The organism is Billgrantia pellis, assembly GCF_008297955.1.
GTDB classification, from domain to species: domain Bacteria; phylum Pseudomonadota; class Gammaproteobacteria; order Pseudomonadales; family Halomonadaceae; genus Halomonas; species Halomonas pellis.
This window is the reverse complement of the sequence record NZ_VTPY01000007.1, coordinates 214,434-239,118: the sequence shown is the minus strand read 5'-3', so window position 1 is coordinate 239,118 and position 24,685 is coordinate 214,434. Positions and strand designations below refer to the sequence as shown.

23 protein-coding genes are annotated in these 24,685 nt (G+C 64.5%); 14 read left to right on the top strand and 9 right to left on the bottom strand.

Going from position 1 to position 24,685, the window contains the following annotated elements:
* Nucleotides 1-76 precede the first annotated feature (76 nt).
* A complete protein-coding gene (locus F0A17_RS18315; RefSeq protein WP_149329797.1) occupies nt 77-826 on the bottom strand; it encodes a transporter substrate-binding domain-containing protein in 750 nt (249 codons plus the stop codon).
* A 71-nt stretch (nt 827-897) separates the two neighbouring features.
* Complete coding sequence (locus F0A17_RS18310; protein ID WP_187774737.1) at nt 898-2,019, bottom strand: NAD(P)/FAD-dependent oxidoreductase; 1,122 nt, start codon at nt 2,017-2,019, stop codon at nt 898-900.
* Nucleotides 2,020-2,115: 96 nt separating this feature from the next.
* On the opposite strand from F0A17_RS18310, the gene F0A17_RS18305 reads away from it, so the two are divergent.
* The 4 genes from F0A17_RS18305 (at nt 2,116) to F0A17_RS18290 (ending at nt 5,463) form a co-directional block, all read left to right on the top strand.
* The gene (locus F0A17_RS18305; RefSeq protein ID WP_149329795.1) at nt 2,116-3,036 is read left to right on the top strand and encodes a LysR family transcriptional regulator; all 921 of its coding nucleotides are present in this window, start codon (nt 2,116-2,118) and stop codon (nt 3,034-3,036) included.
* Between the two features lie 200 nt (nt 3,037-3,236).
* Nucleotides 3,237-3,539 (top strand): (2Fe-2S)-binding protein, encoded by a 303-nt coding sequence (locus F0A17_RS18300; RefSeq protein WP_149329794.1) that lies wholly within the window; start codon nt 3,237-3,239, stop codon nt 3,537-3,539.
* Nucleotides 3,540-3,541: 2 nt separating this feature from the next.
* Complete coding sequence (locus F0A17_RS18295) at nt 3,542-4,975, top strand: NAD(P)/FAD-dependent oxidoreductase (RefSeq protein ID WP_187774736.1); 1,434 nt, start codon at nt 3,542-3,544, stop codon at nt 4,973-4,975.
* 143 nt (nt 4,976-5,118) lie between these two features.
* Nucleotides 5,119-5,463 (top strand): RidA family protein, encoded by a 345-nt coding sequence (locus F0A17_RS18290; RefSeq protein WP_149329792.1) that lies wholly within the window; start codon nt 5,119-5,121, stop codon nt 5,461-5,463.
* Between the two features lie 60 nt (nt 5,464-5,523).
* Here the strand turns inward: F0A17_RS18290 and ntrC are convergent, their stop codons facing one another.
* From ntrC to F0A17_RS18265, 5 genes are all read right to left on the bottom strand, one after another.
* Complete coding sequence (ntrC, locus tag F0A17_RS18285; protein WP_149329791.1) at nt 5,524-6,933, bottom strand: nitrogen regulation protein NR(I); 1,410 nt, start codon at nt 6,931-6,933, stop codon at nt 5,524-5,526.
* Nucleotides 6,926-7,972 (bottom strand): nitrogen regulation protein NR(II), encoded by a 1,047-nt coding sequence (glnL, locus tag F0A17_RS18280; RefSeq protein WP_149329790.1) that lies wholly within the window; start codon nt 7,970-7,972, stop codon nt 6,926-6,928. The genes ntrC and glnL overlap by 8 nt, the downstream gene beginning before the upstream one ends.
* A gap of 270 nt (nt 7,973-8,242) precedes the next feature.
* The gene (locus F0A17_RS18275) at nt 8,243-8,782 is read right to left on the bottom strand and encodes a DUF4124 domain-containing protein (protein WP_149329789.1); all 540 of its coding nucleotides are present in this window, start codon (nt 8,780-8,782) and stop codon (nt 8,243-8,245) included.
* A 168-nt stretch (nt 8,783-8,950) separates the two neighbouring features.
* On the bottom strand, nt 8,951-10,357 hold the full coding sequence (gene glnA / locus F0A17_RS18270) for a glutamate--ammonia ligase (protein ID WP_149329788.1): 1,407 nt from the start codon (nt 10,355-10,357) through the stop codon (nt 8,951-8,953).
* 347 nt (nt 10,358-10,704) lie between these two features.
* Entirely contained in the window at nt 10,705-11,247 is a 543-nt protein-coding gene (locus F0A17_RS18265; protein ID WP_149329787.1) for a glycosyltransferase family protein, read from the bottom strand.
* Nucleotides 11,248-11,585: 338 nt separating this feature from the next.
* On the opposite strand from F0A17_RS18265, the gene typA reads away from it, so the two are divergent.
* The 8 genes from typA (at nt 11,586) to F0A17_RS18225 (ending at nt 20,986) form a co-directional block, all read left to right on the top strand.
* Nucleotides 11,586-13,433: a translational GTPase TypA gene (gene typA, locus F0A17_RS18260; RefSeq protein ID WP_149329786.1), complete on the top strand. Its 1,848-nt coding sequence runs from the start codon at nt 11,586-11,588 to the stop codon at nt 13,431-13,433.
* A 189-nt stretch (nt 13,434-13,622) separates the two neighbouring features.
* Entirely contained in the window at nt 13,623-14,894 is a 1,272-nt protein-coding gene (locus F0A17_RS18255) for a glutamate carboxypeptidase (RefSeq protein ID WP_228716954.1), read from the top strand.
* A 103-nt stretch (nt 14,895-14,997) separates the two neighbouring features.
* Nucleotides 14,998-15,318: a hypothetical protein gene (locus F0A17_RS18250; protein WP_149329785.1), complete on the top strand. Its 321-nt coding sequence runs from the start codon at nt 14,998-15,000 to the stop codon at nt 15,316-15,318.
* A 180-nt stretch (nt 15,319-15,498) separates the two neighbouring features.
* On the top strand, nt 15,499-16,944 hold the full coding sequence (locus F0A17_RS18245) for a sodium-dependent transporter (RefSeq protein ID WP_149329784.1): 1,446 nt from the start codon (nt 15,499-15,501) through the stop codon (nt 16,942-16,944).
* A 133-nt stretch (nt 16,945-17,077) separates the two neighbouring features.
* Nucleotides 17,078-17,848 (top strand): ABC transporter ATP-binding protein, encoded by a 771-nt coding sequence (locus F0A17_RS18240; RefSeq protein WP_149329783.1) that lies wholly within the window; start codon nt 17,078-17,080, stop codon nt 17,846-17,848.
* 77 nt (nt 17,849-17,925) lie between these two features.
* On the top strand, nt 17,926-18,630 hold the full coding sequence (locus tag F0A17_RS18235) for an ABC transporter ATP-binding protein (protein WP_149329782.1): 705 nt from the start codon (nt 17,926-17,928) through the stop codon (nt 18,628-18,630).
* Between the two features lie 29 nt (nt 18,631-18,659).
* Nucleotides 18,660-19,667: a branched-chain amino acid ABC transporter permease gene (locus F0A17_RS18230; protein WP_149329781.1), complete on the top strand. Its 1,008-nt coding sequence runs from the start codon at nt 18,660-18,662 to the stop codon at nt 19,665-19,667.
* Nucleotides 19,667-20,986: a branched-chain amino acid ABC transporter permease gene (locus F0A17_RS18225; protein WP_149329780.1), complete on the top strand. Its 1,320-nt coding sequence runs from the start codon at nt 19,667-19,669 to the stop codon at nt 20,984-20,986. Before F0A17_RS18230 ends, F0A17_RS18225 begins: the two co-directional genes overlap by 1 nt.
* 84 nt (nt 20,987-21,070) lie before the next feature.
* On the opposite strand, the gene F0A17_RS18220 is transcribed toward F0A17_RS18225, so the two are convergent.
* Nucleotides 21,071-22,276, bottom strand: a complete 1,206-nt coding sequence (locus tag F0A17_RS18220) for an ABC transporter substrate-binding protein (RefSeq protein ID WP_149329779.1) — start codon at nt 22,274-22,276, stop codon at nt 21,071-21,073.
* Nucleotides 22,277-22,469: 193 nt separating this feature from the next.
* Between F0A17_RS18220 and F0A17_RS18215 the strand changes: the two genes are divergently transcribed.
* Complete coding sequence (locus tag F0A17_RS18215) at nt 22,470-23,228, top strand: dienelactone hydrolase family protein (RefSeq protein ID WP_149329778.1); 759 nt, start codon at nt 22,470-22,472, stop codon at nt 23,226-23,228.
* Nucleotides 23,225-24,295 (top strand): C45 family autoproteolytic acyltransferase/hydolase, encoded by a 1,071-nt coding sequence (locus F0A17_RS18210; RefSeq protein WP_149329777.1) that lies wholly within the window; start codon nt 23,225-23,227, stop codon nt 24,293-24,295. Before F0A17_RS18215 ends, F0A17_RS18210 begins: the two co-directional genes overlap by 4 nt.
* On the opposite strand, the gene F0A17_RS18205 is transcribed toward F0A17_RS18210, so the two are convergent.
* On the bottom strand, nt 24,282-24,557 hold the full coding sequence (locus tag F0A17_RS18205) for a hypothetical protein (RefSeq protein WP_149329776.1): 276 nt from the start codon (nt 24,555-24,557) through the stop codon (nt 24,282-24,284). The genes F0A17_RS18210 and F0A17_RS18205 overlap by 14 nt on opposite strands.
* Nucleotides 24,558-24,685: the final 128 nt, after the last annotated feature.

Below are 24,685 nucleotides of genomic sequence, written 5' to 3'. Positions count from 1 at the left end.
TGCGCCTTTCGTTTAATGTCCCCTTCTATCGGACCTTAGCGGCACGCGCTCGGCCGATATTGCCAGCCACTGCGCGCTAATCGCCGAAATAGGAATCGAAGATCACGTCAAAGGTGCCATCTGTTTTCAATTCGGCCATGGCCTCATTGAATGCCTCCGCCAATGCCTCGTCCCGTGGACGGAAGGCCGCTCCGATGCCTGGCCCGTAAATCGATTCGGGGCCGGTGACCAACTCACCCTGCCGAGAGAAGCGCTCATCATGGAGCATGGTTTCCTGTGCCAATGGAAACGCGGTGAAAACCAGATCGAGACGTCCGGCATGCATGTCCGCGACCACCGACCCCGAGTCCCCGTAGCGCCGAATCTCGGCATGGGGGTAGAACTGGGTGACGTACTCATCCTGAATGGTTCCCTGCTGGACGCCAATCGCCGCGCCCGCGAGATCGCCCTCAACATCTCGGTCCTCACCGGCCTTTCCGACCCAGACCGAAGGCACCTGATAATAAGGTTCCGAGAACAGGACCTGGCGCGAGCGCTCTTCGGTGATGTTCATCGCCGACGCAATGAGATCGAACTTCCGCGCTTGAAGCGCCGGAATGATGCCGTCCCAGGCCTGCTCGACCCACTCGCACTCGCGCTGCATCCGCTCGCAGGCGGCATTGACGAGTTCCACCTCGAAACCGGTGATGGCACCGTCCGGCAGCTTGTACTGATAGGGCTCGTAGGGAAGATCGACGCCGATGCGCAGCGGTCTGTCTTCCGCATTGGCCACCCCGCCGAGCAGCGCAGCCGATACCAGCAGAGTGAAGAGGGGGTGTAATCTCATGGGGGTGTCCTCGCAGTTTGTTTTATCGTGTGAGCGTGGGTGGTGCCAGGTCGACCTGGTTGCCGACGTTGTTATGGGTGAAGGACGGAGCGGGTGAACCTCGCCCCGGAGAATTCGGCGTATTCGTGTCCCAGGCTGTCCTGCAGGATCGATTCGGCCAGATCGCCGGCATGGAAGGCTGCCAGGCTGATACCGCTGTGACTGCTCAGGCCATAAGCTCCCGGGTACTGCCTGGAAGCTTCGTAGAGGGGATTGCCGTCCGGCGTCATGACGCGCAGCGCTCCCCAGGCGCGCACGAGTCGCGCATGGTCAAGAAACGGAAAGATGCGTACCGCGCGCTCGGCCAGCTGCTGCATCAGCGTCAGGGTCACCCCTCTATCGAAGCCGACCGCCTCCTGGGTGTCCCCGACCAGGTAGCCACCGCTCGCCGTTTGCCGAATCTGCGGGGTGGGCAGTTGATCGATCTTCGGCATGCGCTCGGTTACCAGGACCTGGCCTCGCACCGGGTGCACCGCCCCGCTGAGCCCTACCATCGGCGCCAACGCGGCACTGCCCAGGCCGGCCGCGACGATCAAGCGCTCGGCCTCGTAGGCACCGCGCGAAGTGTCCGCTCGAAAACCGTTTTTGAGAGGGGTGAGCGAAAGCACCTCACTGGCTGGACGATAATCAAGCCCGAGCGTGCGGCTCGCGGCAAACAGGGCACGCAGCAGGTACAGGGGATTGCAGTGGCCGTCATGAGGCGACCAGGTACCGCCATGCACTCCCTCGCCGAGCCCCGGAAGATGCGCGGCGAGCGACCCGCGGTCGAGATACTCCCAGCGGAACCGACGCGCCAGGGAAGGGGATGCCGCCTGGATCGCCGAGTATTCGCGCTGGCGCGCCTCGGCCTCTTCCTGATCGAAACAGAGGTCGACCCCGCCACGGCGTTCGTATTCGAGGTCTATCCCGGTGCGTTCCTTGAGCTCGTCAGCAAACTCCGGCCAGGCCAGGCTCGCTTCGAAGCTGAGCTCGGCGTAGGCCGGCATGCCTGCGCCCTTGCCCTGCACCCAGGTGAGGCCGGCGTTGCCCCGCGAGGCGCGTAGGGTGTCGTCGCTGCCGTCGAGCACAGTCACTCGCTGCCCGGCCCGCAACAGTCCATAGGCCACCGCCATACCGACCACGCCACCGCCGATGATCAGGAAATCCCGCTGCATGCCGTTCGCTTCTTGTGAGTGGTATGGCATCGACGATAGCGAGGTGAACGGTATACGATCCAATACCAATAATTGCCATGACGATATACGAATATTATGAAACCTCCCCATCTACGCGATAAGCAGGTTCTCGCCTTCAAACATGTCATGGAATGCGGCACGGTTTCCGGCGCCGCCAGGCGCATGCTCATTGCTCAGCCCGGCGTCACCCGTTTGCTCAAGCAGCTCGAGCATGACCTGGGCTTTCACCTGTTCGAGCGGGTGCGCGGTCGCCTGGTACCGACGCCTGAAGCACGCCTCTTCCATCGTGAAGTCGAGCGGGTATGGACCGGGATCGAACATCTGCGCGATACCGCACGACGAATACGCGATCGCGAAGTGGGAGGGCTGAGGATCAGCGCCATGCCTCTCCTCGGCATGACCTTTCTGCCCGATGTCCTGGCCGAATTCGCCCCCGCTCACCCGGATACCCGTATCGAACTCGCCACCTTTCGCTCGGCACAGGTCATCGAGGATGTCATCACCCAACGCAGCGACCTGGGCTTTGCCATCGTCGCCGACAATGACGACCGCATGGACAGCGAACGCTTTCGTCTCGACAGCCTGTGCTTGCTGCCCAATCGGCATCCGCTCACTGCACGCGAGCGCATTCGCGCAGAGGACCTGCAGGACCAGGCGTTGATATGTTTTGAACCCCAGGACCCGCTGCGCCTGGCACTCGACCGGCTGCTGGACGAAAAAGGCGTACAGCCGTGCCGATATCTTGAAGTCTCGCTGGCCCTACAGGCGGCGCGCCTGGTCGCCAAGGGATTCGGCATCGCCATTCTCGACCCCCTCAGCGCCAAGGCCTTCGGCGAGAACACGCTGACGCTGCGTCCCTTCGAGCCCAATCTGGGCGAGGACTTTGCGTTGCTGACGCCACGCGACCAGCCGCTCTCCCGGCTTGCCCGGGATTTTATCGCCGCCTTCCGCCAAGGCTTCGATCAGGCCACCTCGTCTTCCCCGGCAGCCGGCTGAGCGGTCTGCGCAAGCGCCTCGCTGCCTCCTTGACGACGCCACCATGCATATCATTCCTGCATAGCAAGGCCAACTAACGGCATTGGTTCTTATACTTCCTGCAATGCTAGCTTTCCCTCTGGCCTGGCTCGAACCCGATGCACTTGGCCGCCAAGCGTTCGGATTCCCAGAGAGGGTCCCTTTCACTGCGGAGAGATTCGATGTTCCAGCGTCTATCCCTGCCTGACATGCCCCGGGGGTCAGAGGTGTCCTTCCGCTTCGGCGAGCAAGAGTTGCAGGCCCGTGAAGGCGATTCCGTAGCGGCCGCCCTGTTGGCCTCCGACGTGCTGGCATGTCGTTCCACGCCGGTGAGCGGTTCACCCCGCGCGCCCTACTGCATGATGGGCGTTTGCTTCGAATGCCTGGTGGAGGTCGACGGCGTGCCCAATGTCCAGGCCTGTCAGGTTCCGGTCCGTGATGGCATGCGGATACGCCCCCAGCATGGTACCGAGGGAGGCCGGTGAAAATGCATGATGTGGTCATCCTGGGTAGCGGCCCGGCAGGCATGTCTGCCGCCATCACGGCCGCCGAGTATGGCCTGGCGCCGCTGGTCGTCGACGAGCAGCCCGCACCGGGCGGACAGGTTTACCGGGCCATCCAGGGCACGCCGCTGCGCAACCGCACACTGCTGGGCGAGGCATATTGGCAGGGCGAAGCCTTGGTCGACCGGCTACGCGACACTCGGATCGACTATCGTCCCGCGACCCGTGTCTGGCAATTGACCCGACAGCGCGAAATCGGCCTGCTGCGTGGTGAGCGCGCCGAGTTAGTGCAGGCGCACCAGGTGATTCTGGCCACCGGCGCCATGGAGCGCCCCTTTCCGATCCCCGGCTGGACATTGCCGGGCGTCATGACGGCCGGCAGCGGCCAGATTCTGCTGAAAAGTTCAGGCGTGGTTCCGCAAGCCCCATTAGTGATCGCTGGCACGGGGCCCCTGCTGTTGCTGCTCGCAGTACAGTACCTGCGGGTCGGCGTGCCCATCGCGGCCCTGCTGGACACCACTCCCCCCGGCCGTTACCGCCAGGGATTGCCTCATCTTCCCGGAGCCCTGCGCAACCCGCGAACCCTGGCCAAGGGGCTGCGATGGCTGCGCGAACTGCGCCATGCCGGCGTGCGCCACATCAAGCAAGTCAGCTCGCTACGCGCCGAGGGCGACGAACGGCTTGAGCGCGTCGCCTGGCAATGCCACGGTCAAGACGGCTGGAAAACGCTGGAGGCGTCGACCCTGTTGCTGCATCAGGGGGTGATACCTCATACGCAGATCACCCAAGCGCTCGGCTGCGAACATGAATGGGATGCACGACAGCTTGCTTGGCGCCCTCGCCTCGACGAATGGCTGCGCACCGACATCGAGGGAATTGCCGTCGCGGGGGACGGCGGAGGTATCGTCGGCGCTCAGGCCGCCGAGCTGCAGGGCCGCCTGGCCGGCCTCGGCGCCGCTCATGCACTCGGGGCCATCCCGGCCGGCCAGGCGGCGAAGGAAGCGCATCGGCAGCGCTCCCGGCTCGCCAGAGAAACCGCCATCCGCCCCTTCCTCGATACGCTATACCGACCCGCCCCCCAATGGCGGCTGCCTGCCGACGACACCTTGGTATGTCGTTGCGAGGAGGTGACCGCAGGCGAAATACGTCGCATGGCCGAGCTGGGCTGTCGCGGTCCCAATCAGACCAAGGCCTTTACCCGCTGCGGCATGGGGCCCTGTCAGGGACGCCTGTGCGGGCTCACGGTCAGCGAGCTGCTTGCCGATGCCAATGGGCAAAGCATCGAGGAAACCGGCTACTACCACCTGCGCCCACCTTTCACGCCGATCACGCTGGGGCAATTGGCCGCAGCGTCGCAGGCAAGTAAGGCGCTATCCGCCGGCCCGGGAGCAAGCCCGCCGTCACCGGAGCCGCACTGACGCAACCGAACGGTGGCCCGACACCATGCCGGACGGGAGCTTCGTTGCCGAATCGCATGGCTCCCACGAACCGTATCCGCCTCCTCCCATGCGGGAGCCGGCTCAACCATCGCCTGCACAGGCATCACTGGAGCACTAGCGTCATGATCAAGCGCCATATCCGCACCCCCATCATGCATCGCGCCGTCGAGGCCAACGGCTTTGTCTTCTTCGGCGGCATCGTCGCCGACGATTGTACATTGGACATGGCCGGCCAGACGCGCCAGGTCCTGGAAAAGCTGGAGGGCTATCTCACCGAGGCCGGAACCGACAAGACGCGTATCGTTTCGGCAACGGCATATGTCTCGGATCTGAACCTGAAGCAAGGCATGAACGAGGTGTGGACCGAGTGGTTTGCCGCCGAGCACCTTCCCGCCAGGGCAACGCTGGGCGTAGGCGATCTCGGCGAGGGAGCGCTGCTGGAGCTGGTGGTTACCGCCGTGAAATAAGCGTACGGCCGCAGCCGGCATCGTCCAACGCGCACTGTGGACGTGCCGGCCATTGCGGCCTCAATCCTCGGCCAGCGCCGGCAATAGCGCCTTCAATTTGCGCGTCAGCGTATTTCGCCCCCAACCCAGCAGTTCGGCGGCTTCGCCCTTGCGCCCACCGGTATGCTTCAGCGCGGTCTCGATCAGGATGCGCTCGAAGTCCGGCACGGCTTCCTCCAGCAGATGGGTGTGGCCCGCGGCCAGAGCGCGGTCGGCCCAGTCGCGGAAGGCGGCGCGCCAATCGCCGGCGGGCGACTCTCCGCCATCACGACTGCGCAGCTCCGGCGGGAGGTCCTCGACCAGGATCTCGCGCCCCGATGCCATTACGGTCAACCAGCGGCAGATATTCTCCAGCTGGCGTACGTTGCCCGGCCAGGGCAGCCGGGTCAGGTGCGCCTCGGCATCGCGGGTCAGCACCTTGACGTCGGTAGCGAGCTCCTTGGCGGCCTCGGCCAGGAAATGCCGCGCCAACCGCGGAATATCCTCGCGCCGCTCGGCGAGCCGCGGCAGATGCACCCGAATCACATTGAGGCGATGAAAGAGGTCCTCGCGGAAGCGTCCATCCTCCACCAGCGCCTCGAGGTTCTGGTGGGTCGCCGCAATGATGCGCACGTCCACCTTTACCGGGGTATGGCCACCGACCCGGTAGAATTCGCCGTCGGCCAGCACACGCAGCAGCCGGGTTTGGGTCTCGGCGGGCATGTCGCCGATCTCGTCGAGGAACAGGGTCCCGCCGTCTGCCTGTTCGAAACGCCCCTGGCGTTGGGCGGTGGCTCCGGTGAAAGCCCCCTTCTCGTGGCCGAACAGCTCGGATTCGATCAGATCGCGCGGGATCGCCGCCATGTTCAGGGCGATGAACGGTTGGCCGGTGCGTGGACTGTGCTGGTGCAGGGCGCGGGCCACCCGCTCCTTGCCGGTCCCCGACTCACCATTGATCAACACCGTGATATGGGAATGCGACAGCCGGCCGATGGCGCGGAAGACCTCCTGCATCGCCGGCGCTTCACCGATGATCTCGGCATCCAGCCCTTCGGGCACGCTCACCGGCCGCTTGCGCTCCCGCGCATGAGCGACGGCACGGCGTACCAGGGCCAACGCCTCGTCAACGTCGAACGGCTTGGGCAGGTATTCGAAAGCGCCGCCCTGGTAGGAGGCGACGGCACTGTCGAGATCCGAGTGCGCGGTCATGACAATGACCGGCAGGTCGGGATGGGCCTCGCGCACCCGCGACATCAGGTCCAACCCGTCGATCCCGGGCATGCGAATATCGGTGATCAAGACGTCGGGGGGATCGTCCAGCAGCCGGCTGAGCGCCAGATCAGCCCGTTCGATGCACTCGACTTCGAGGTCTGGCTGGGCCAGGGTGCGCTCCAGCACCCAGCGAATGGCGCGGTCGTCATCGACCACCGCGACACGTGCGACATCAGTCATGGCGCCTCTCCAGTGGAATAAGCAGACGGAATTCGGTATGGCCGGGGCGGGACTCGCACTCGATGAGCCCCTGATGTTGATGCAAGATGCCCTGGGCAATGGAGAGCCCCAGCCCGCTGCCGTCGGCCCGGCCCGATACCATGGGATAGAACAGGGTTTCTTCCAGGCTCTCGGGAATGCCGGGGCCGTTGTCGATCAGGGCTACCTCGCAGACCAGGCGATGGCGCTCCGCACCCAGCGTGAACTGGCGCCGCGCCCGAGTCCGCAGCAACAGGCTGGGAGACTCGGTGCCGGCTTCGGTCATCGCCTCCACCGCGTTACGCGCCACGTTGAGCACCGCCTGGATCATCTGGGCCTCGTCGCCCGGAAAATCCGGCAGGCTGGGATCGTAGTCGCGCTCGATCGTCACGCCGGGCGTCTCGGCGACCAACAACGTGCGCACACGCTCCAGTACCTTGTGGATGTTGAGCGGCTCGTAGCGCGTCACCTGGTTGGGACCGAGCATGCTGTCGACCAGGTCGCGCAAACGGTCTGCCTCCTCGACGATGACCCGCGTGAACTCCTTGAGTGCGGGGTCGTCGAGGTCGCGCTCGAGCAATTGGGCGGCCCCACGAATGCCGCCCAGCGGGTTTTTGACCTCATGGGCGAGACCGCGCGAGAGCACCTTGATCGCCTCCTGCCGGTTGAGCAGCGCCTCCTCGCGGGAGATGCGCAGCAGGCGGTCGCGCGGCTCCATCTCCACCAGCAGCTCGGTGGCCGAGAGCGGAGTGACGGTGTAATCCACGGTGGCTGCGGCGCCACCGAACAGCGCCAGCCTCACTTCGCGCTGGGTAAAGGGGTGCTGGTCGTCTCGCGCCTTGGCCAACACCGCGCTCATGCCGTCATCCTCGGCCAGCAGCGACGGCAGACGGTGTTTTTTCACTCGCCCCAGGCTGATCGCCAACAGCGCCTCGGCCGCCGGGTTCATCCAACGCAGGCGCAGCTCGTCATCCAGCAATAGCACCGCGGTGGTGAGGTGTTCCATCAGGCGTCGATACATGTCGGCCTTCCCTTGGTGAATGCAGATGAACGAAGAGCAAGCGCCTGCATCGTCATGGCGCAGCGACGCCTCAGCGTCATGCCCCGTGGCATTCCTATGAGCAGTTCAAGCAAGAAGCGCGCCAACCGATAGGAGTGAGGCATGGCGCCGTTTCGGGGCAAGTCGGACAGGGCTCTGCGCACCATAATGGTGCATGGGGAAATCGATCACCAGTCCGTCAGGCACCTTGCGCGCTGTATTGGCGCAACCGCAAAGCCTGACGGCAGGCGCTCAGTCGTCGCGCTCGACGGTGAAACTGACAGGCGGGGTGCGATGGCGGACCTCGCCACGGCCATCCAGCAGTTCGGCCTGCAATTCGTACCCACCGCGATCGAGGTCATTGAGCACGAAGGCGGAGGTATGCATGGCGGATTGACTGACCTGACCGTCAACCAACAGACGCACGCGGTGATCCGGGCGCAGCGACGGCTCAATGGCCAACTCCACCTGCAGGTTGCCCGCCTGGCTGGCGGGTAGCTTCGTCAGCTGCGCCGGCGAACGGATACGGAAAGTGTCGTAAGGCATAAAGGGCTGGCCGGGCGCCTGATTCGTCGGAACCTCGCTCCCCGCAGGAGGGCTCAGCGGAGCCAGGCGACCATCGCGTGACGGCACCACCGTCAGCGGCGCCAGGTCGACCGGCTCGCCGCCACTGTCGGGGTCGTCGGTAAAGACAACGTTGCCCTGGGCGTCGGTCGTGCGATAGATCGTCGTGGCCAATGCCATGTCGGCCAGCAGAACCCCCACCAGCCCTACCATGAGTCCCCTGAGCATGAACCTTCCTTCGTCGGCATTCCGGCTCCGCTGACAGCCACGGCCGCGTCCGTCCGCGCGAACGCGTCTCGCGCACCGTTACAGCACTTAGTGTACGTCAAAAGAAGAGCCCCGCGATGCGGGGCTCCTCGGTCGACCAGCGGTCGTGGCTGTCGGCTTGGAAACGGCTCAGCAGCTGTAGTACATATCGAACTCGATCGGATGCGTGGTCATGCGGATACGCTCGACGTCTTCCATCTTCAATTCGATATAGGCGTCGATCATGTCGTCGGTAAACACGCCACCCTCGGTGAGGAAGGCACGATCCTTGTCCAACGCCTCGAGGGCCTGATCCAGGCTATGCGCCACGGTCGGCACCTTCTTGCCCTCTTCCGGCGGCAGGTCGTAGAGGTTCTTGTCCATGGCGTCGCCGGGGTGGATCTTGTTCTTGATCCCATCGATACCGGCCATCAGCATCGCCGCGAAAGCCAGGTAGGGGTTGGCGGTCGGATCGGGGAAACGAGCCTCGACGCGCTTGCCCTTGGGGCTCGCGGTGTACGGAATGCGGATGGACGCGGAGCGGTTGCGAGCGCTGTAAGCCAACATGACCGGCGCCTCGAAACCCGGCACCAGGCGCTTGTACGAGTTGGTCGACGCATTGGTGAAGGCGTTCAGGGCACGCGCATGCTGGATGATGCCGCCGATGTAGTAGAGCGCCATTTCGGACAGCCCGGCGTACTGGTCGCCGGCGAACTGGTTCTGACCGTCCTTCCAGAACGACTGGTGCACGTGCATGCCGCTACCGTTGTCGCCGACCAGCGGCTTGGGCATGAAGGTCGCCGTCTTGCCGTAGGCGTGAGCCACGTTGTGGATCACGTACTTCATCTCCTGGACTTCGTCGGCCTTCTTGACCAGGGTGTTGAACTTGACGCCGATCTCGTTCTGACCGGCGTTGGCCACCTCGTGATGGTGCACCTCGACGCTCTGGCCGATGGCTTCCAGCGTGTTGCACATCGCGCCGCGGATGTCGTGGAAGCTGTCGACCGGAGGCACCGGGAAGTAGCCGCCCTTGACGCGCGGCCGGTGCGCGAGGTTGCCGCCCTCGACCTGACGGTCGGTGGCCCAGGCACCCTCTTCGGAGGTGATCTTGTACATGGCACCTTCGATGTCGGCCTTCCAGTGCACCTCGTCGAAGATGAAGAATTCCGGCTCGGGACCGAAGAAGGCGGTATCGCCCAGGCCGGTGGACTGCAGGTAGGCCTCGGCACGCTTGGCGATGGAGCGCGGGTCGCGCTCGTAGCCCTGCATGGTGGCCGGCTCGATGATGTCGCAGCGCAGCACCAGAGTGGCGTCTTCGGTGAACGGATCGAGGAAGGCGGTGCCGTCTTCCGGGCGCAGGATCATGTCGGACTCGTTGATGCCCTTCCAGCCGGAGATCGAGGAGCCATCGAACATCTGACCGTTCTCGAAGAATTCCTCGTCGACTTCACGCGCCGGGATGGTGACGTGCTGTTCCTTGCCCCGCGTATCGGTGAAGCGCAGGTCGACCCACTTCACATCGTGTTCTTCGATCAGGGCGAGTGTCTTGGCAGACATGATGTCCTCCGTTGAGCTGTGGCTCGATTCGTTGGCTGATGTTCCATTGGCGCCGATGGATCAGCGCCTGTTGTAGCACGCTGTGGGCCTGATGCCCACGATCGCCATGCCCGCGCATGGTGAGCTGGCCAATTCAATGCAGGCGACATGCCAACATTGCACCACATGCGCCCGGCCAAAGGTGACTCATTGTTTTAAAAAGAAAAATAGTTGCGCCCTGATGTGCCGTCATGCACCAGTTCCGTCCGAGGCGGTTCATGCAACCGGCAATAAATGCAAAAACGCACCCTGTTGGTGCGACATGAAGATGGAGCGCACCATTCGGGTGCGCAGAAGCGGATTTCGCTCTAGGCTGACTCGATCGTCACTCTCGCCTGGCAGGCACGAAGGCGATGGAGCAATTCGGGAAGCGCCTCGGCATCCAGCTTCGGGTCTAACCCGCCGATGCGTTCGAACCAATCGCGTGCCACCCAGAACGTATCCAGGGGGGAGGTGCGCTGCAGGCGATGCCACCAATGCCGCAAGCGGCCCTGGCGGGGAGTTCGCAGCACGGCGGCATCCCAAGCCCCGGCCTCGTCGGCGGTTCTCAGCCGGTGACTCAGCCAATCGACGGCGCGCCGCGGCCCCAGCCCCGGAAACAGCAGCACATCGCCCCGACTGACAGCCACAGCAACGTTCAGGCGGCTGCCCAGGGATACGCCGGAACAGTGAATCAGCATGGCCTCATGGCGCCGTGTCAGGGCCGGGAGCCGGGCATCGCCGGTATCGTCCACCACCAGCAGCTCATGGCTGCCGTACCATTGCTTGGACGCGCGCTGCAGCATGGCGAGATGGCGCGGCAGTTGCGCGCCGGCAGTGCGGGCATCGAGAAGAACACTACTGAGTAGCATCAAGCGGCTCCACGAGAGCGGAAAGGCGCCTCGAATCGGCACGTTTTGTCATATTTTGTGTCGTTAAGTGTACAAAAGTATCGAAAGGCTCCCCTGCTGAATTTTTCCCCACTGCGTTGTCCAAGTCCTGCCCAGTCAGCGCTTAACCTGTTCATGCGCCGCGGCACGCACCGGTGAGTGCCACCCCCACGTCACGGGTTGATAGCGGCCACCTCGCGAGGTTGTGCTATTCCCCTACCCCGCTTGTCTGTACAATGCGCCACCACTCCCCTACCCCCGCGCCTAGGGTACGTCTTTCGATGTGTACATAGGTGCGTATATATGATGAGTCACACCCTATGAACACAGCTGTAACCCCCTCTCGCATCGAGAATTTGCGCAATATTGCGATTATCGCCCACGTCGACCACGGCAAGACCACCCTGGTCGACAAGCTGCTGAGCCAGTCCGGCACGCTCGACCGCAAGGCCGAGGGACAGGAGCGCATCATGGATTCCAACGACCAGGAGAAAGAGCGCGGTATCACCATCCTGGCCAAGAACACCGCGATTCGCTGGCGCGACGGCAACGGCCGCGATTTCCACATCAATATCGTCGACACGCCGGGGCACGCCGATTTCGGCGGTGAGGTCGAGCGCGTGATGTCGATGGTCGACTCGGTGCTGCTGCTGGTCGACGCCGTCGACGGCCCCATGCCGCAAACCCGCTTCGTGACCCAGAAGGCCTTCAATCAGGGCCTCAAGCCGATCGTGGTGGTCAACAAGATCGACCGCCCCGGGGCACGCCCCGACTGGGTCATCGATCAGATCTTCGACCTGTTCGACAACCTCGGCGCCAGCGACGAGCAGCTCGACTTCCCGATCATCTACTGCTCGGCGCTCAACGGCATCGCCGGCATGGACCCCGAAGAACTCGCCGAGGACATGACGCCGATGTTCCAGGCCATCGTCGACATCGTCGAGCCACCGGCGGTCGAACTCGACGGCCCTTTCCAGATGCAGATCTCGGCGCTGGACTACTCCAGCTACGTGGGTGTCATCGGTCTTGGCCGCATCAAGCGCGGCGCGGTGAAGCCCAACCAGACGGTTACCGTAATCGGCACCGACGGCAAGACTCGCAAGGGCAAGGTCGGCCAGGTAATGACACACCTGGGCCTGGAGCGCGTGCAGACCGAACAGGCCACGGCCGGCGACATCGTCTGCATCACCGGTATTGACGAACTTTCCATCTCCGACACCCTGTGCGACCCGGCCGTCGTGGAGGCGCTGCCGCCGCTGTCGGTCGACGAACCCACCGTCTCCATGACCTTCCAGGTCAATGACTCGCCCTTCGCCGGTCGCGACGGCAAGTACGTCACCAGCCGCAACATCAAGGATCGCCTCGAGCAGGAGCTGATCCACAACGTGGCGCTGCGCGTCGAGCAAGGCGAAAGCCCCGAGAAGTTCAAGGTCTCCGGCCGTGGCGAGCTGCACCTTTCGGTGCTGATCGAGACCATGCGTCGCGAGGGCTTCGAGCTGGCGGTGGGCCGCCCCGAGGTGATCATCAAGGAGATCGACGGCGCCAAGCAGGAGCCGTACGAAGAAGTGATCATCGACTGCGAAGAGCAGCACCAGGGCGCCATCATGGAGGAGCTCGGCTACCGCAAGGGCGAGCTGACCAACATGAACCCCGACGGCAAGGGCCGTGTGCGCCTGGACTTCATCATCCCGGCGCGCGGGCTGATCGGTTTCCGCGGCCAGTTCCTGACCCTGACCTCGGGCACCGGCATCCTCACCAGCCGCTTCGACCACTACGGCCCGCTCAAGCCCGATGCCGCCATCGAGCGCCGCAACGGCGTGCTGGTGTCGATGGTCGACGGCAAGGCGCTGGCCTATGCGTTGTACGCCCTGCAGGAGCGCGGCAAGCTGATCATCGACCACGGCACCGAGGTCTATGAAGGCATGTTGGTGGGCATCCACAATCGCGCCAACGATCTGGTGGTCAATCCCACCAAGGGCAAGAAGCTCGACAACATGCGCGCCTCGGGCAATGACGAGAACATCGTGCTGACGCCCCCGGTGAAATTCACGCTGGAGCAAGCCATCGAATTCCTCGATGACGACGAGCTGGTGGAGATCACTCCCAACCACATTCGTCTGCGCAAGAAGTACCTCAAGGAGCACGAGCGCAAGCGCGCCAAGAAGTAAGCCTCGCTCGCTTCCCAACGACACCCGCCATTCGGCGGGTGTCGTCGTTCTGGATAAGCCTTCTTGCCCCTCACGCGACAGCGGCGGGATAACGATGGTGGCATTCGCAGGCGCCTGGCCTAGACTCAACGTCAGCGCCCGCACGCGGGCCAAGCCTCGATCGCGAAGAAGACCCCAAGGGACGCTGCCATGAACGGACTCCCCCTCAAGCCGCTCTGCTGCGGCGCGGCACTCGCCGCCATGCTCAACGCCGGTGCCACCAACGCCGAGCCCGTCGCCACCAACGCCGACCAGGCGGTACTCTCCGCCGTCGAACAGCATGAGGCACCGCTGCTCGAAACGCTCGAAACCCTGGTCAACATCGATTCCGGCACGACCTATGAGCCGGGCCTGGCCGAGGTTGAGGCGATTCTCGACGAGCGCCTGCGTGAGCTGGGCGCCGAGGTCGAGGCCCATCCGTCCGAAGAACTCGGCGGCAATACCTTAGTCGGCACCCTGCAAGGCAGCGGCGAACGCGACCTCATGCTGATGATTCACTACGACACCGTCTTCGAGGAAGGCATCGCGGCCGAGCGGCCGTTCCGCATCGAGGATGGACGCGCCTTCGGGCCCGGCGTGGGCGATGCCAAGGGCGGCGTGGCGATGATTCTGCATAGTCTGGCGATACTCGAGGAGCTCGAGTACGACGACTACGGCACGCTGACGGTCGTCTTCAACCCCGACGAGGAGCGCGGTTCGCTGGGCTCCCGCGACCTGATTCAGCAGTTGGCCGCCGAACAGGATGCGGTACTGGTCTTCGAGCCAACCCTGGGCGAGGACGGTATGGACGCCGTCACCACCGTGACCAAGGGTATCAACTACGCCTTCCTCGAGGTGACAGGCCGCGCCTCCCATGCCGGCAGCGCTCCGGAGGAAGGGCGCAACGCGGTGATGGAACTCGCCCACCAACTGCTGCAGCTCGGCGAGCTTGGCGATACCGACAAGGAAACGACCCTCAACTGGACGGTGGTCGAGGGAGGCGGCACGCGCAACATCATCCCCGAGCGTGCCCGGGCCGAGGGCGACATGCGTTATTTCGAAGCCGACGAGTACGAGCGCGTGACAGAGGAAGCCAACGAGATTATCGCCAATCGGCTGATCGAGGACACCGAGGTGGAGTTCCGCCTGGAACGCGGCAGGCCGCCACTACCCGAAAATCCGCAGACACAGGAGCTGGCGGAAGTCGCCAAGGCGATCTACGCCGAGCTCGGCCTCGAGCTCGGGGCGGTCGAAATCGGCGGCGGAACCGACGCCGCCTACGCCTACCAGCCCGATACCGAGCGCCCCGCCGTGCTCGAGTCGCTGGGCCTGGTGGGCGGCCGCTACCATAGCAGCGACGAATTCGTCGAACTCCATAGCGTGGTGCCACGGCTCTACCTGGCCACACGCCTGATCATGGAACTTTCCAAAGAAACGCCCTGACGGGCAGCGTCGCCAGGGCCCACCTCACGGTGGGCTTTTTCTTGCCGTGCCGATGCCGGCTACGCTTTCCCTAGGACATCGAAAACGCCATACAGGAGGACATATGCACAAGCATGTAGAATGGGACGACCCTGGCGCCGACAGCGTGATGCGCCATTATGAGCGCTCCCCCCAGGGCGACTCGGAGCCCGGCCCCGGCGACATCCTCTCGGCTCGCTATCGGGGCAAGGTGGTACGCATCAAGGTCGAGGCCTACGTGAATGGCACCAGCATCGGTCAGGTGGTGGCGATGATCTCCGATGGCGGCAAGCGGCTCGACGCGCTCGGCAAGCTCTCGATCGGCGACACCGTACGACTGCCGGACGCCATGCGCGCCTTCGAAACCCGTCGCGACGAGGATGAAAAGGCCCCGGGCAAGGACTGACTTCCACGTTCCCGAGCCCCGGTCATCCGCCGTCCCCAACGCAGCCTTAACGCTGGGCCACTAGCTACGCAGCGGGTTCTGTCGCAGAGTGTACCCGCCGCCAGACCGGCCTTACCGGCCAGCGACAGGCGGCGGACATCCGGTGGCCCACAAGGCCAAGCGCACTCCTTCGGAACCACCATGAGCACGCATAACGTCTGGACTCACAAGGGCACCTTCCTGCTCGCCGCCATCGGCTCGGCGGTGGGGCTCGGCAACCTATGGCGCTTTCCCTATCTGACCGGTGAGAACGGCGGCGGCGCTTTCATCCTGGTCTATGCCCTGACCATCTTCGCCGTGGGCATCCCGATCCTTATCGCCGAGACCATGCTCGGTCGCGCCAGCCGGCGCAGCCCGATCATGGGCATGCGCTTTCTGACCCGCACCCATGGCACCTACCGTGCCTGGGAATCGATCGGCTGGCTGGGCGCCGCCTCGGCTTTCCTGATTCTGAGTTTCTATTCGGTGATCGCCGGCTGGGCCATTCACTACACCTGGCAGATGCTCACCGGCACGCTGGTCGGTGCCGACGCCGAAGCCATCGGTGCCGGCTTCGACGCCCTGCTGGCCTCGCCGGGCCTGCTCACTTTTTATCACTCGCTGTTCATCATCGCTTCGGGGCTGATCGTCGGCATGGGCATTCACAAGGGTATCGAGAACGGCCTTCGCATCTTGATGCCGGCGCTGTTCGCGATCCTGCTGGTGGTGCTGTTCTACGGCATCGCCAACGGCGATTTCGCCGCCGCCGCCGGTTTCCTGTTCACCTTCAATCTGGGTGACCTGAGCCTCGAGGGATGGCTGCAGGCCATGGGACAGTCGTTCTTCACCCTGAGCCTCGGCATGGGCGCGATCATGGCCTACGGTGCCTACATGCCCAGCGACGCCTCGCTGAGCCGCACCGCCTTCGCCGTCGCCGTCATCGATACCGCCGTGGCCACAGTCGCGGGACTGGCGATCTTCTCGCTGGTGTTCGGCGCCGGGCTCGATGCCGCCGCAGGGCCGGGCCTGATGTTCGTCACCCTGCCGTTGGCCTTCGCCGAGATGCCCTTCGGCGGCCTGGTGGGCGGGGTGTTCTTCATTCTGGTGCTGGGCGCGGCGATCAGTTCCTCGATTTCGTTGATCGAGCCGGTGGCCGCCTTTCTGGTAGAACGCTTCGATCTGACGCGCCCCCAGGCCGTCTTCGCCATGGTGCTCGCCAGCTGGGCACTGGGCCTGCTCACCGTGGTCAGTTTCAATACCTGGGCCGAAGGCAGTCTCTTCCACACGCTGTTCGGCCGCAGCGCCTTCGACTTCATCGAACTGCTGACCAATATCTTCATGCCGCTGGGTGGCCTGCTGATCGCCCTGTTCGCCGGCTGGGCCCTGACCTATTCCGAGGTCATGAAGGAAATGCGTACCAGCGAGACCTGGTTCCAGGTATGGCGATTCCTGGTACGCTTCGTAGCACCGGCCGCGGTGGCCTTCGTCTTCCTGCGCAGCATTCCGCAGGTAGAGGGCTATCTGTTACCGACGGTCGGCGCGCTGATCATCGTCGGTGCCTTCGCCGTCGGCCGTACCTACCCGGGCAAGGGCCGTCAGGAGCGATAAGCGCATCGATTCGCCGTCGCCTACGGGGTGGCGGCGTGTTAACAAGACCATGTCCCGCCCACGCCGTCCATCGGCGGGACCAATAACAACACTCCGGAGCGACGAGAGTTTCGGAAACTGGGCAGGAACGCATATGGCATCCATCATCGACGTCCGGCACGTCAACAAGGCTTTCGGCGGGCTGAAGGTCATCAACGACTGCTCCATCCAGGTGGAGAAAGGCTCGATCACCGGACTCATCGGCCCCAACGGGGCAGGCAAATCCACCCTCTTCAATATCATCGCCGGTGCTCTGCCGCTCGACAGCGGCCAGATCCTGCTCGACGGCGAGAACATTACCAACCGACCCGCCAACGAGTTGTTCCACAAGGGCCTGCTGCGCACTTTCCAGATCGCCCATGAGTTCTCCCACATGACCGCGCTGGAGAACCTGATGATGGTGCCGCCGCATCAGGCGGGGGAGAGCCTGTTCGACGCCTGGCTCAGGCCGGGCAGCGTGGCGCGACAGGAGGCCGAGGTGCGCCGCCGGGCGCTCGAGGTGATCGATTTCATCGGCCTGTACCACGTGCGCAACGAGCTGGCCGGCCATCTTTCGGGCGGCCAGAAGAAGCTGCTGGAGCTGGGCCGCACCATGATGACCGATGCCCGTGTGGTCCTGCTCGACGAGATCGCCGCCGGGGTCAACCGCACCCTGCTCGGCGACCTGGTCAGCAACATCGAACGGCTCAATCGCGAGCTCGGTTACACCTTCCTGGTCATCGAGCACGACATGGACATGATCGCGCGGCTGTGCGATCCGGTCATCGTGCTGGCCCAGGGTAGCGTGATGGTCGAGGGCACCATCGAGGAGATCCGGAACGATCCCCAGGTGATCGAGGCCTACTTCGGCTCCAACGCCGCCTGAGGGCACCGTCCCCACCCAAGCCCGCCCGCCCAAGCGGGAGACAAGAAGAACCGTCACGACAGCGCAGAGAATCCAAGATGCCACTACTCGAAGCACGCGACGTGTATGGCGGCTACGGCGGCATGAACATCCTCAACGGGGTGAACATGACGATCGAGGCCGACGAGGTCGGCGTGATCGTCGGCCCCAACGGCGCCGGCAAGTCGACCATGCTCAAGGCCGTCTTCGGCCTGCTCACCGTCAGCCAGGGCGAGATCCTGCTGCGCGGCGAGCCGATCCACAACCTGCCGCCCAACAAGCTGGTGCAGAAGGGCATGGGCTTCGTTCCCCAGGAGAAGAACGTCTTCCCCAGTCTCACCGTGAAAGAGAACCTCGAGATGGGTGCCTTCCTCAAGCCGGGCAACGTCAAGCGCATGCTGAAGAAGGTCTACGAGTTCTTTCCGCCGCTCTACGACAAGCGCCACCAGCCGGCCGGCGAACTCTCCGGCGGCCAGCGTCAGATGGTCGCCATGGGCCGCGCGCTGATGGCCGAACCCGAGATTCTGTTGCTCGACGAGCCCACCGCCGGCCTCTCGCCGCTCTACATGAACGAGATATTCGAGCGGGTGAAGGAGATCAACGCCGCCGGCGTCGGCATCCTGATGGTGGAACAGAACGCTAAACAGGCACTGGCCATCGCCGACAAGGGTTTCGTCCTGGCCGCCGGCCAGAACCGCTTCACCGATACCGGTGCCGCCCTGCTCGCCGACCCCGAAGTCGCCAAGAGTTTCCTGGGCGGCTGAGCCCGGAGTCAGGATCTGGAGAGAACGTCGTGAACGAACTGGTCTTCTTCATCAATAACGTGCTGATCGCCGGCAGTGTGTCCGGCTCGATCTACGCCATCGGTGCCGTCGGCGTGACGCTGGTGTTCAGCATCATGCGTTTCGCGCACTTCGCCCACGCCGACATGATGACCTTCGGCGCCTTCATGGTACTGCTGCTGACGCTGGCCTTTCCCGGCGTGGGCGGTGTCGTGGGGCTGCCGACCCCGGTGGTCATGCTGCCGCTGGCCATCGCGCTCACCGCATTGCTCGCGGTGGGTATCGACCGGGCGTTCTACAAGCCGCTGCGTGCGCATGGCGTCAAGCCGATCGTGCTGGTGATCGGCTCGCTGGGCGTGACCCTAATGTTGCAGGGGTTGATCCGCCTGTTTGCCGGCACCGGCGCACAGAATCTTTATCTCGCCGGCGAGCGCAAGGAAATCTACCGCATCGCTCTGCCCATCGAGGGCGTCCGGGCGCCGATCGTGATTACCGAGCCGCAGATCATCCTCTTCGTGCTTACCGTCACCGCCGTGGTCGGTTTGCACCTGTTCCTCAACCGCTCGCGGCTGGGCAAGGCGATGCGCGCCATGTCCGACAACCCCGACCTGGCGCGTGCCTCGGGGATCAATACCAATACCATCGTGGCCGTCACTTGGGTGATCGCCGGGGGGCTGGCCGCCATCGCCGGCACGCTGTTGTCGCTCGACGTAACCTTCAAGCCCGACCTCAGTTTTTTCCTGCTGCTGCCGATCTTCGCCGCGGCCATCGTCGGCGGCGTAGGGCATCCCTACGGCGCCATCGCCGGCGGCTTCGTGGTGGGCTTCGCCGAGACCCTGGCGGTATTCAACTGGTCGGTGCTGCTGCGCCCCTTCCGCGACAGCCTGCCCGAGTGGCTGGCGCAGGCCGGCAACCTCGCCTTCGTCGGCACCGAGTACAAGATCGTGGTGCCCTTCTTCATCCTGGTCGCCATCCTGGTGTGGCGTCCCACCGGCATCTTCAAGGGTAAGGTGATCTGATGAGCACACAACAAGAACACGCTTCGCATCGCCCCGATGCGGTGGCCGCTCCCTCGCGCTTTCCACTGCGCGAGGTCGTTCTGTTCGGCGCCCTCCTGGTGGCGGTGCTCGGCGTCTATGCGATCATGGGCATCGCCTACAGCACGCGCATGCTCGTGGAGGCGGCCTGCTACGCCATCCTCGCGCTGGGCCTGACCATTCAATGGGGCTATGCCGGCCAGTTCAACGCCGGGGTGATGGGTTTCGTGGCGCTAGGCGGGTTCTGCGCCATGTTCTTCAGCGTGCCGGTCAACGACGCCTTCTGGGGCACCGAGCTGCCCGGTGAACTGGGCCGCGTGCTGCTCTACCTCGCCGCGGCGGTGATGCTGGTGTTCGGTGCCACCCGGCTCGATCGTCTCGGCGTGCCCAGGAAGCTGCGCACCCTGATCGCCATCGTGCTCGCCGTGGTACTCTACCTGGTGGTGATCAGCATGCTGCGTGAAGTGACCGGCGAGATCGAATCGCGCGCCGGCTTCATCGGAGGCCTGGGGCTGCCGGCCTGGACCGGCTGGATCGTCGGCGGCGCGCTGGCCGGCGGTGTTGGCTACCTCATCGGCCATATCTGCCTGGGCTTGCGCAGCGACTACCTGGCCATCGCCACCCTGGGCATTGCCGAGATCATCAAGGCATTCCTCAAGAACTCCGACTGGCTGACCCGCGGCACTGCCACCGTCTCGCCGCTGCCCTGGCCCACCCCCGGGCCCAGCACCCTCGGCTTCACGTTGTCCCGGGCGCTCTATCTCTCGCTGACAGCCGCGATGATCGCGGTGATCTTCTTCCTGCTGCACCGCGCCTATCATGCCCCCTGGGGGCGCATGATTCGCGCCATTCGCGACAACGAGGTCGCCGCCTCGGCCATGGGCAAAGACATCAACCGACGCCGGCTGGAGATTTTCGTGCTGGGCTGCATCCTGATGGGCATCGGCGGCGGCGCGCTGACGTCGTTCAACAGCCTGTTCGACCCCCAGGGTTATCTGCCCCTCAACCACACCTTCCTGGTGTTGGTGATGGTCATCCTCGGCGGCCCCGGCAATAACCTGGGCACGATCTTCGGCGCCGTGGCGGTTTATATCATCTGGATCATGTCCGAACCGCTGGCGCTCGCGCTGATGAACCTGGCGGTGTGGGTCGGCGAGGGTGCCTTCGGCTGGGAGGCGCCGAGCAACCTGGACAGCCGCGCGCTTCAGGCCCGGGTGTTCGTGATTGGCCTGCTGATCACCCTGGTACTGCGCTTCGCCCCGCAGGGGCTGTTGCCGGAAAAGGTCAAGCATCACGGATAGCCAATACGGTTTCCCAGACACGAAACAGCCCCGGCGAATTTCCCCGCCGGGGCTGTTTTTCCTGCTAGGTGCGGTAGTGCCGGCTTAGAGGTCGACCTGCCCCTTGCCGACGAACTCGCTGCCTTCCACCGTCATCTCGACCACGATGCCGGGCACGTCGCCATTCTCATCGAATTCATGGCGACCGGAGGCGCCTTCGTAGTTGATCTCCTCACCGGCCGCGATCAGCTCGAGCGCCTTCTCCCACTCGCCCGGCAGGATCTGTTCGCCCGGGGCGGAGGCCACGCTGCGCAGTGCCTCGGAGAGCCCCTCGCGCTCGGCGCTGCCGTTCTGCTCGATGGCCAGCGCCAGCAGGAAAGCGGCATCGTAGGCTTGGGCGGCGAATACCGCACTGGGATCGAAGCCGGCTTCCTCGGCAGCCTGGTTGAAGGTCTCGGTGCCCGGCAGTTCGGGGCTGCCCGGGCGCGTGGCGATCATGCCCTGCAGCGCATCCTCGCCCACCGCCTCGACCAGCGACGAACCGACCATGCCGTCGGCGCCGGCGTATTGGTTGAACATGCCGCTCTCGTAGGCCTGGCGCAGAATGGTCTGGCCCGAACCGTCGGCATAGGCCAGCACTACCAGGGTGTCGGCGCCACTCGCCGAGAGCGAGCCCAGCTCGGAACGGTAGTCGGCGCGGCCGTCCTCATGTGCCAGGTTCTCCGACACGGTGCCACCGCCGGACGCGAAGGCCGCGGTGAAGGCATCGGCCAGGCCGCGGCCGTAGTCGTTGTTGACGTAGGTAACCGCCACCATGTCGAAGCCCTTGTCGAGCATCAGCTTGGCCAGGATCTCGCCCTGGTAGGCATCCGACGGTACGGTGCGGAACACCAGATCGTTGTCGTCCAGCTCAGTGACGGCCGGCGCCGTGGAGGCCGGCGAGACCATGACCACATCGCCGGGGATGGCCGCGTTGTTGGCCGCCGCCAGGGTCGCCCCGGTGCACAGCGCTCCAACGATGGCGGTCACCTCTTCGGTGTTGACCATGCGATCCGCCGCGTTGGACGCCGCCGAGGCATCACTGCAGGTGGTATCGGCGTTGGGCATCTCCAAGGTCTGGCCGCCGAGAATCCCGCCCTGCTCGTTGATTTGCCTGACGGCCAGCTGCGCACCTTCATAGATCGGCGGCGTCAGACTCTCGATCGGTCCGGTGAAGCCGCCAAGGAAACCGATCTTGACCTGTGCCTGCGCAGCACCGACGAATGCCAGACTGGACGCTGCCACGGCCATCGCCAACATGCGTTTTTTCATTTTGTTCTGCTCACTCTGGTTGCTAATGAATAAGGGCACCTCCCTAAATCTGGAAGGGTCGCGAACAAAACACAAGCCTCCACTACCAACGTTGCGCTATACCGGTTCACCCCGCCGTGGCGGCAAGGCACTCACCCGCCTGCCTATACTGAGAGGCCTGCACCCCATGTCCCCGACGACAAGGAGCCGAACCATGCATTCCGCCTCCCTTCCCGTGTTGCTGTTGGCCAGCCTGAGCCTGGCCACGGCCGCTCATGCCTACGAGCCCGCCGGCGAAGCCATCGTTTACGAAGTCGGCGATGAGCCGTTCGAAGGGTATTTCACCGGTGCCGACGGCGACGCCCGCGGCACGATACTGATCGTTCACGACTGGGACGGCCTGGACGACTATGAACGCCAGCGCGCCGACATGCTCGCCGAGCAGGGCTATGACGCGTTCGCCATCGACCTGTTCGGCCAGAACCAGCGCCCCGAGACGGTGGAGGAACGCCAGGAAGCCACCAGCGCCCTGTACAGTGATCGCGAGCGCATGCGTGAGTTGACCCTGGCGGGCCTGGCCCAGGCCCGCGAACAGGAGGCTGCCGAAGAGGTGGTCATCATGGGCTACTGCTTTGGCGGTGCCGTAGCCTTGGAGATCGCCCGCTCCGGCGAGGCCGAGAACGTCGCCGGCTATGTCAGCTTTCACGGCAGCCTGGCCACGCCGGAAGGACAGGAGTGGCCCGAAGAAGTCCCGCCGTTGCTGATCGCCCATGGCGCCGCCGACGAGTCGGTGACCCTGGAGGACGTCGCCACGCTGGTCGAGGAACTCGAAGCCATCGAGGCGACCTACGAGGTCGAGATCTACTCCGGTGCTCCGCACGCCTTCACGGTCTTCGATGGGGAGCGTTATCAGGAGCGCGCCGACAAGAAATCCTGGGCCGCGTTCATGACCTACCTCGGGGAGGTGCTGTGAGTGCCGCTGCCGCCCCGCTCAGTGTGACCGAGCTGGCCGGTGGCCCCGGCGAGGTCGGCGAAGCCCACGGACGCATCCACCGGCTCCCGATCCAGCGAAGCCTCGAGGTCTACGGTCGTCTGTTTCGCGATTTCGTCGGCCTCGGCTGGGCCGAGGCACGCGACGAAGCCGGCCGCTTCGAAGCGATGATCGAACGCGGCTTTCCGGTCATGCTCGACGAGATGGCCGGCATCGCCCGCGGCGCCGGGGTCGACTTCCTCGATATCCTGACGCTCAACTGCCGCAGCGAGATCGCCCTGACCCGCGCCAGCGGCGGCTGCTCGGCCTTCTCTCTGCGGCGTCACGGCCAGCAGTGGCTGGCCCAGAACTGGGACTGGCGACACGATCAGCTCGGCAATGTGGTGGCGCTGCGCATCCGGGGCGACGACCGCCCCGTACTGATCTCCATCGGCGAGGCCGGCATGGTGGGCAAGGTGGGGCTGAACGCTCACGGCATCGGCGTCTGCCTCAACGCCATTCGCTCGCAGACCTGCGGCGAGGGGCTGCCAATCCACGTCGCCCTGCGCAAGATCCTCGAGAGCCCCGACTTCGACAGCGCCCTCGACGTGGCGACTCGTGATCGTGTCTGCTCGCCGGCGCACTTCCTCGTCGCCAGCGGCAACGGTCAGGCCGTGGGGCTCGAGGTACAGCCCGGCGAACCGGGCCGAATCGCACCGCGGAATGGCATTGTCACTCACACCAACCACCTTTACGCCCAAGGCGCCGCCTGCCCGGTGCAGGACTTCCCCCGCGTCGATTCGCAGCCACGCCTTCAACGGCTCGACACCCTGCTTCACGACACGCCGCCCCCCGAGGCGGACATCGACGACGCGGCGCTGTTCGACATCCTCAGCGATCATCACGGCGCGCCGATGTCGATCTGCCGCCACTACAACCCCGACCAGCCCGCTGATGAGCGCATGGAAACCCTGTTCTCGGTGGTGATGAACCTGAGCGAGCGGCGCCTGACCCTGCGCCACGGCAAACCCTGCGAAAGTGATGACAGCCTGAGCATCACTTTGCGCTGAAGCGCCCCCGCCGCTCTTGGGGTAAATCGGATTCGGGCAGTTCCCCTTTCAGGTAACGCTCGGAAGTGAGCAGGAACGAGCGCCGGAACAGATCGTGAATGGCCTCCTCGCGGCGTAGCTGGAGCAGCGCCCACTCCTCCTCGGAAAGGCACGTATCCTGGCGCGGATAGATCCCGGCCAGGCGTACCGAGCCCGAGGTGGCATCGCAGATCTGCAGTGAAGGGTTGGCCCCGCGGTTGGCGGTGCTGAAGCAGTACGGCATGGCGACCTCCGTTCGCTCAATTAATGATAACAATTATCATTAACTATGGAGAATCTACCCCCCACGTCGACCTCTGTCAAACGCCACGAAGAAAAATCATTCTCGTTTTGTTTTCTTCTTGCCCGCCA

Coding starts and splice junctions, on each gene's coding strand:
- F0A17_RS18315 (WP_149329797.1), bottom strand. CDS start 826: ATGAGATTACACCCCCTCTTCACTCTGCTGGTATCGGCTGCGCTGCTC.
- F0A17_RS18310 (WP_187774737.1), bottom strand. CDS start 2,019: ATGCAGCGGGATTTCCTGATCATCGGCGGTGGCGTGGTCGGTATGGCG.
- F0A17_RS18305 (WP_149329795.1), top strand. CDS start 2,116: ATGAAACCTCCCCATCTACGCGATAAGCAGGTTCTCGCCTTCAAACAT.
- F0A17_RS18300 (WP_149329794.1), top strand. CDS start 3,237: ATGTTCCAGCGTCTATCCCTGCCTGACATGCCCCGGGGGTCAGAGGTG.
- F0A17_RS18295 (WP_187774736.1), top strand. CDS start 3,542: ATGCATGATGTGGTCATCCTGGGTAGCGGCCCGGCAGGCATGTCTGCC.
- F0A17_RS18290 (WP_149329792.1), top strand. CDS start 5,119: ATGATCAAGCGCCATATCCGCACCCCCATCATGCATCGCGCCGTCGAG.
- ntrC (WP_149329791.1), bottom strand. CDS start 6,933: ATGACTGATGTCGCACGTGTCGCGGTGGTCGATGACGACCGCGCCATT.
- glnL (WP_149329790.1), bottom strand. CDS start 7,972: ATGTATCGACGCCTGATGGAACACCTCACCACCGCGGTGCTATTGCTG.
- F0A17_RS18275 (WP_149329789.1), bottom strand. CDS start 8,782: ATGCTCAGGGGACTCATGGTAGGGCTGGTGGGGGTTCTGCTGGCCGAC.
- glnA (WP_149329788.1), bottom strand. CDS start 10,357: ATGTCTGCCAAGACACTCGCCCTGATCGAAGAACACGATGTGAAGTGG.
- F0A17_RS18265 (WP_149329787.1), bottom strand. CDS start 11,247: ATGCTACTCAGTAGTGTTCTTCTCGATGCCCGCACTGCCGGCGCGCAA.
- typA (WP_149329786.1), top strand. CDS start 11,586: ATGAACACAGCTGTAACCCCCTCTCGCATCGAGAATTTGCGCAATATT.
- F0A17_RS18255 (WP_228716954.1), top strand. CDS start 13,623: ATGAACGGACTCCCCCTCAAGCCGCTCTGCTGCGGCGCGGCACTCGCC.
- F0A17_RS18250 (WP_149329785.1), top strand. CDS start 14,998: ATGCACAAGCATGTAGAATGGGACGACCCTGGCGCCGACAGCGTGATG.
- F0A17_RS18245 (WP_149329784.1), top strand. CDS start 15,499: ATGAGCACGCATAACGTCTGGACTCACAAGGGCACCTTCCTGCTCGCC.
- F0A17_RS18240 (WP_149329783.1), top strand. CDS start 17,078: ATGGCATCCATCATCGACGTCCGGCACGTCAACAAGGCTTTCGGCGGG.
- F0A17_RS18235 (WP_149329782.1), top strand. CDS start 17,926: ATGCCACTACTCGAAGCACGCGACGTGTATGGCGGCTACGGCGGCATG.
- F0A17_RS18225 (WP_149329780.1), top strand. CDS start 19,667: ATGAGCACACAACAAGAACACGCTTCGCATCGCCCCGATGCGGTGGCC.
- F0A17_RS18220 (WP_149329779.1), bottom strand. CDS start 22,276: ATGAAAAAACGCATGTTGGCGATGGCCGTGGCAGCGTCCAGTCTGGCA.
- F0A17_RS18215 (WP_149329778.1), top strand. CDS start 22,470: ATGCATTCCGCCTCCCTTCCCGTGTTGCTGTTGGCCAGCCTGAGCCTG.
- F0A17_RS18205 (WP_149329776.1), bottom strand. CDS start 24,557: ATGCCGTACTGCTTCAGCACCGCCAACCGCGGGGCCAACCCTTCACTG.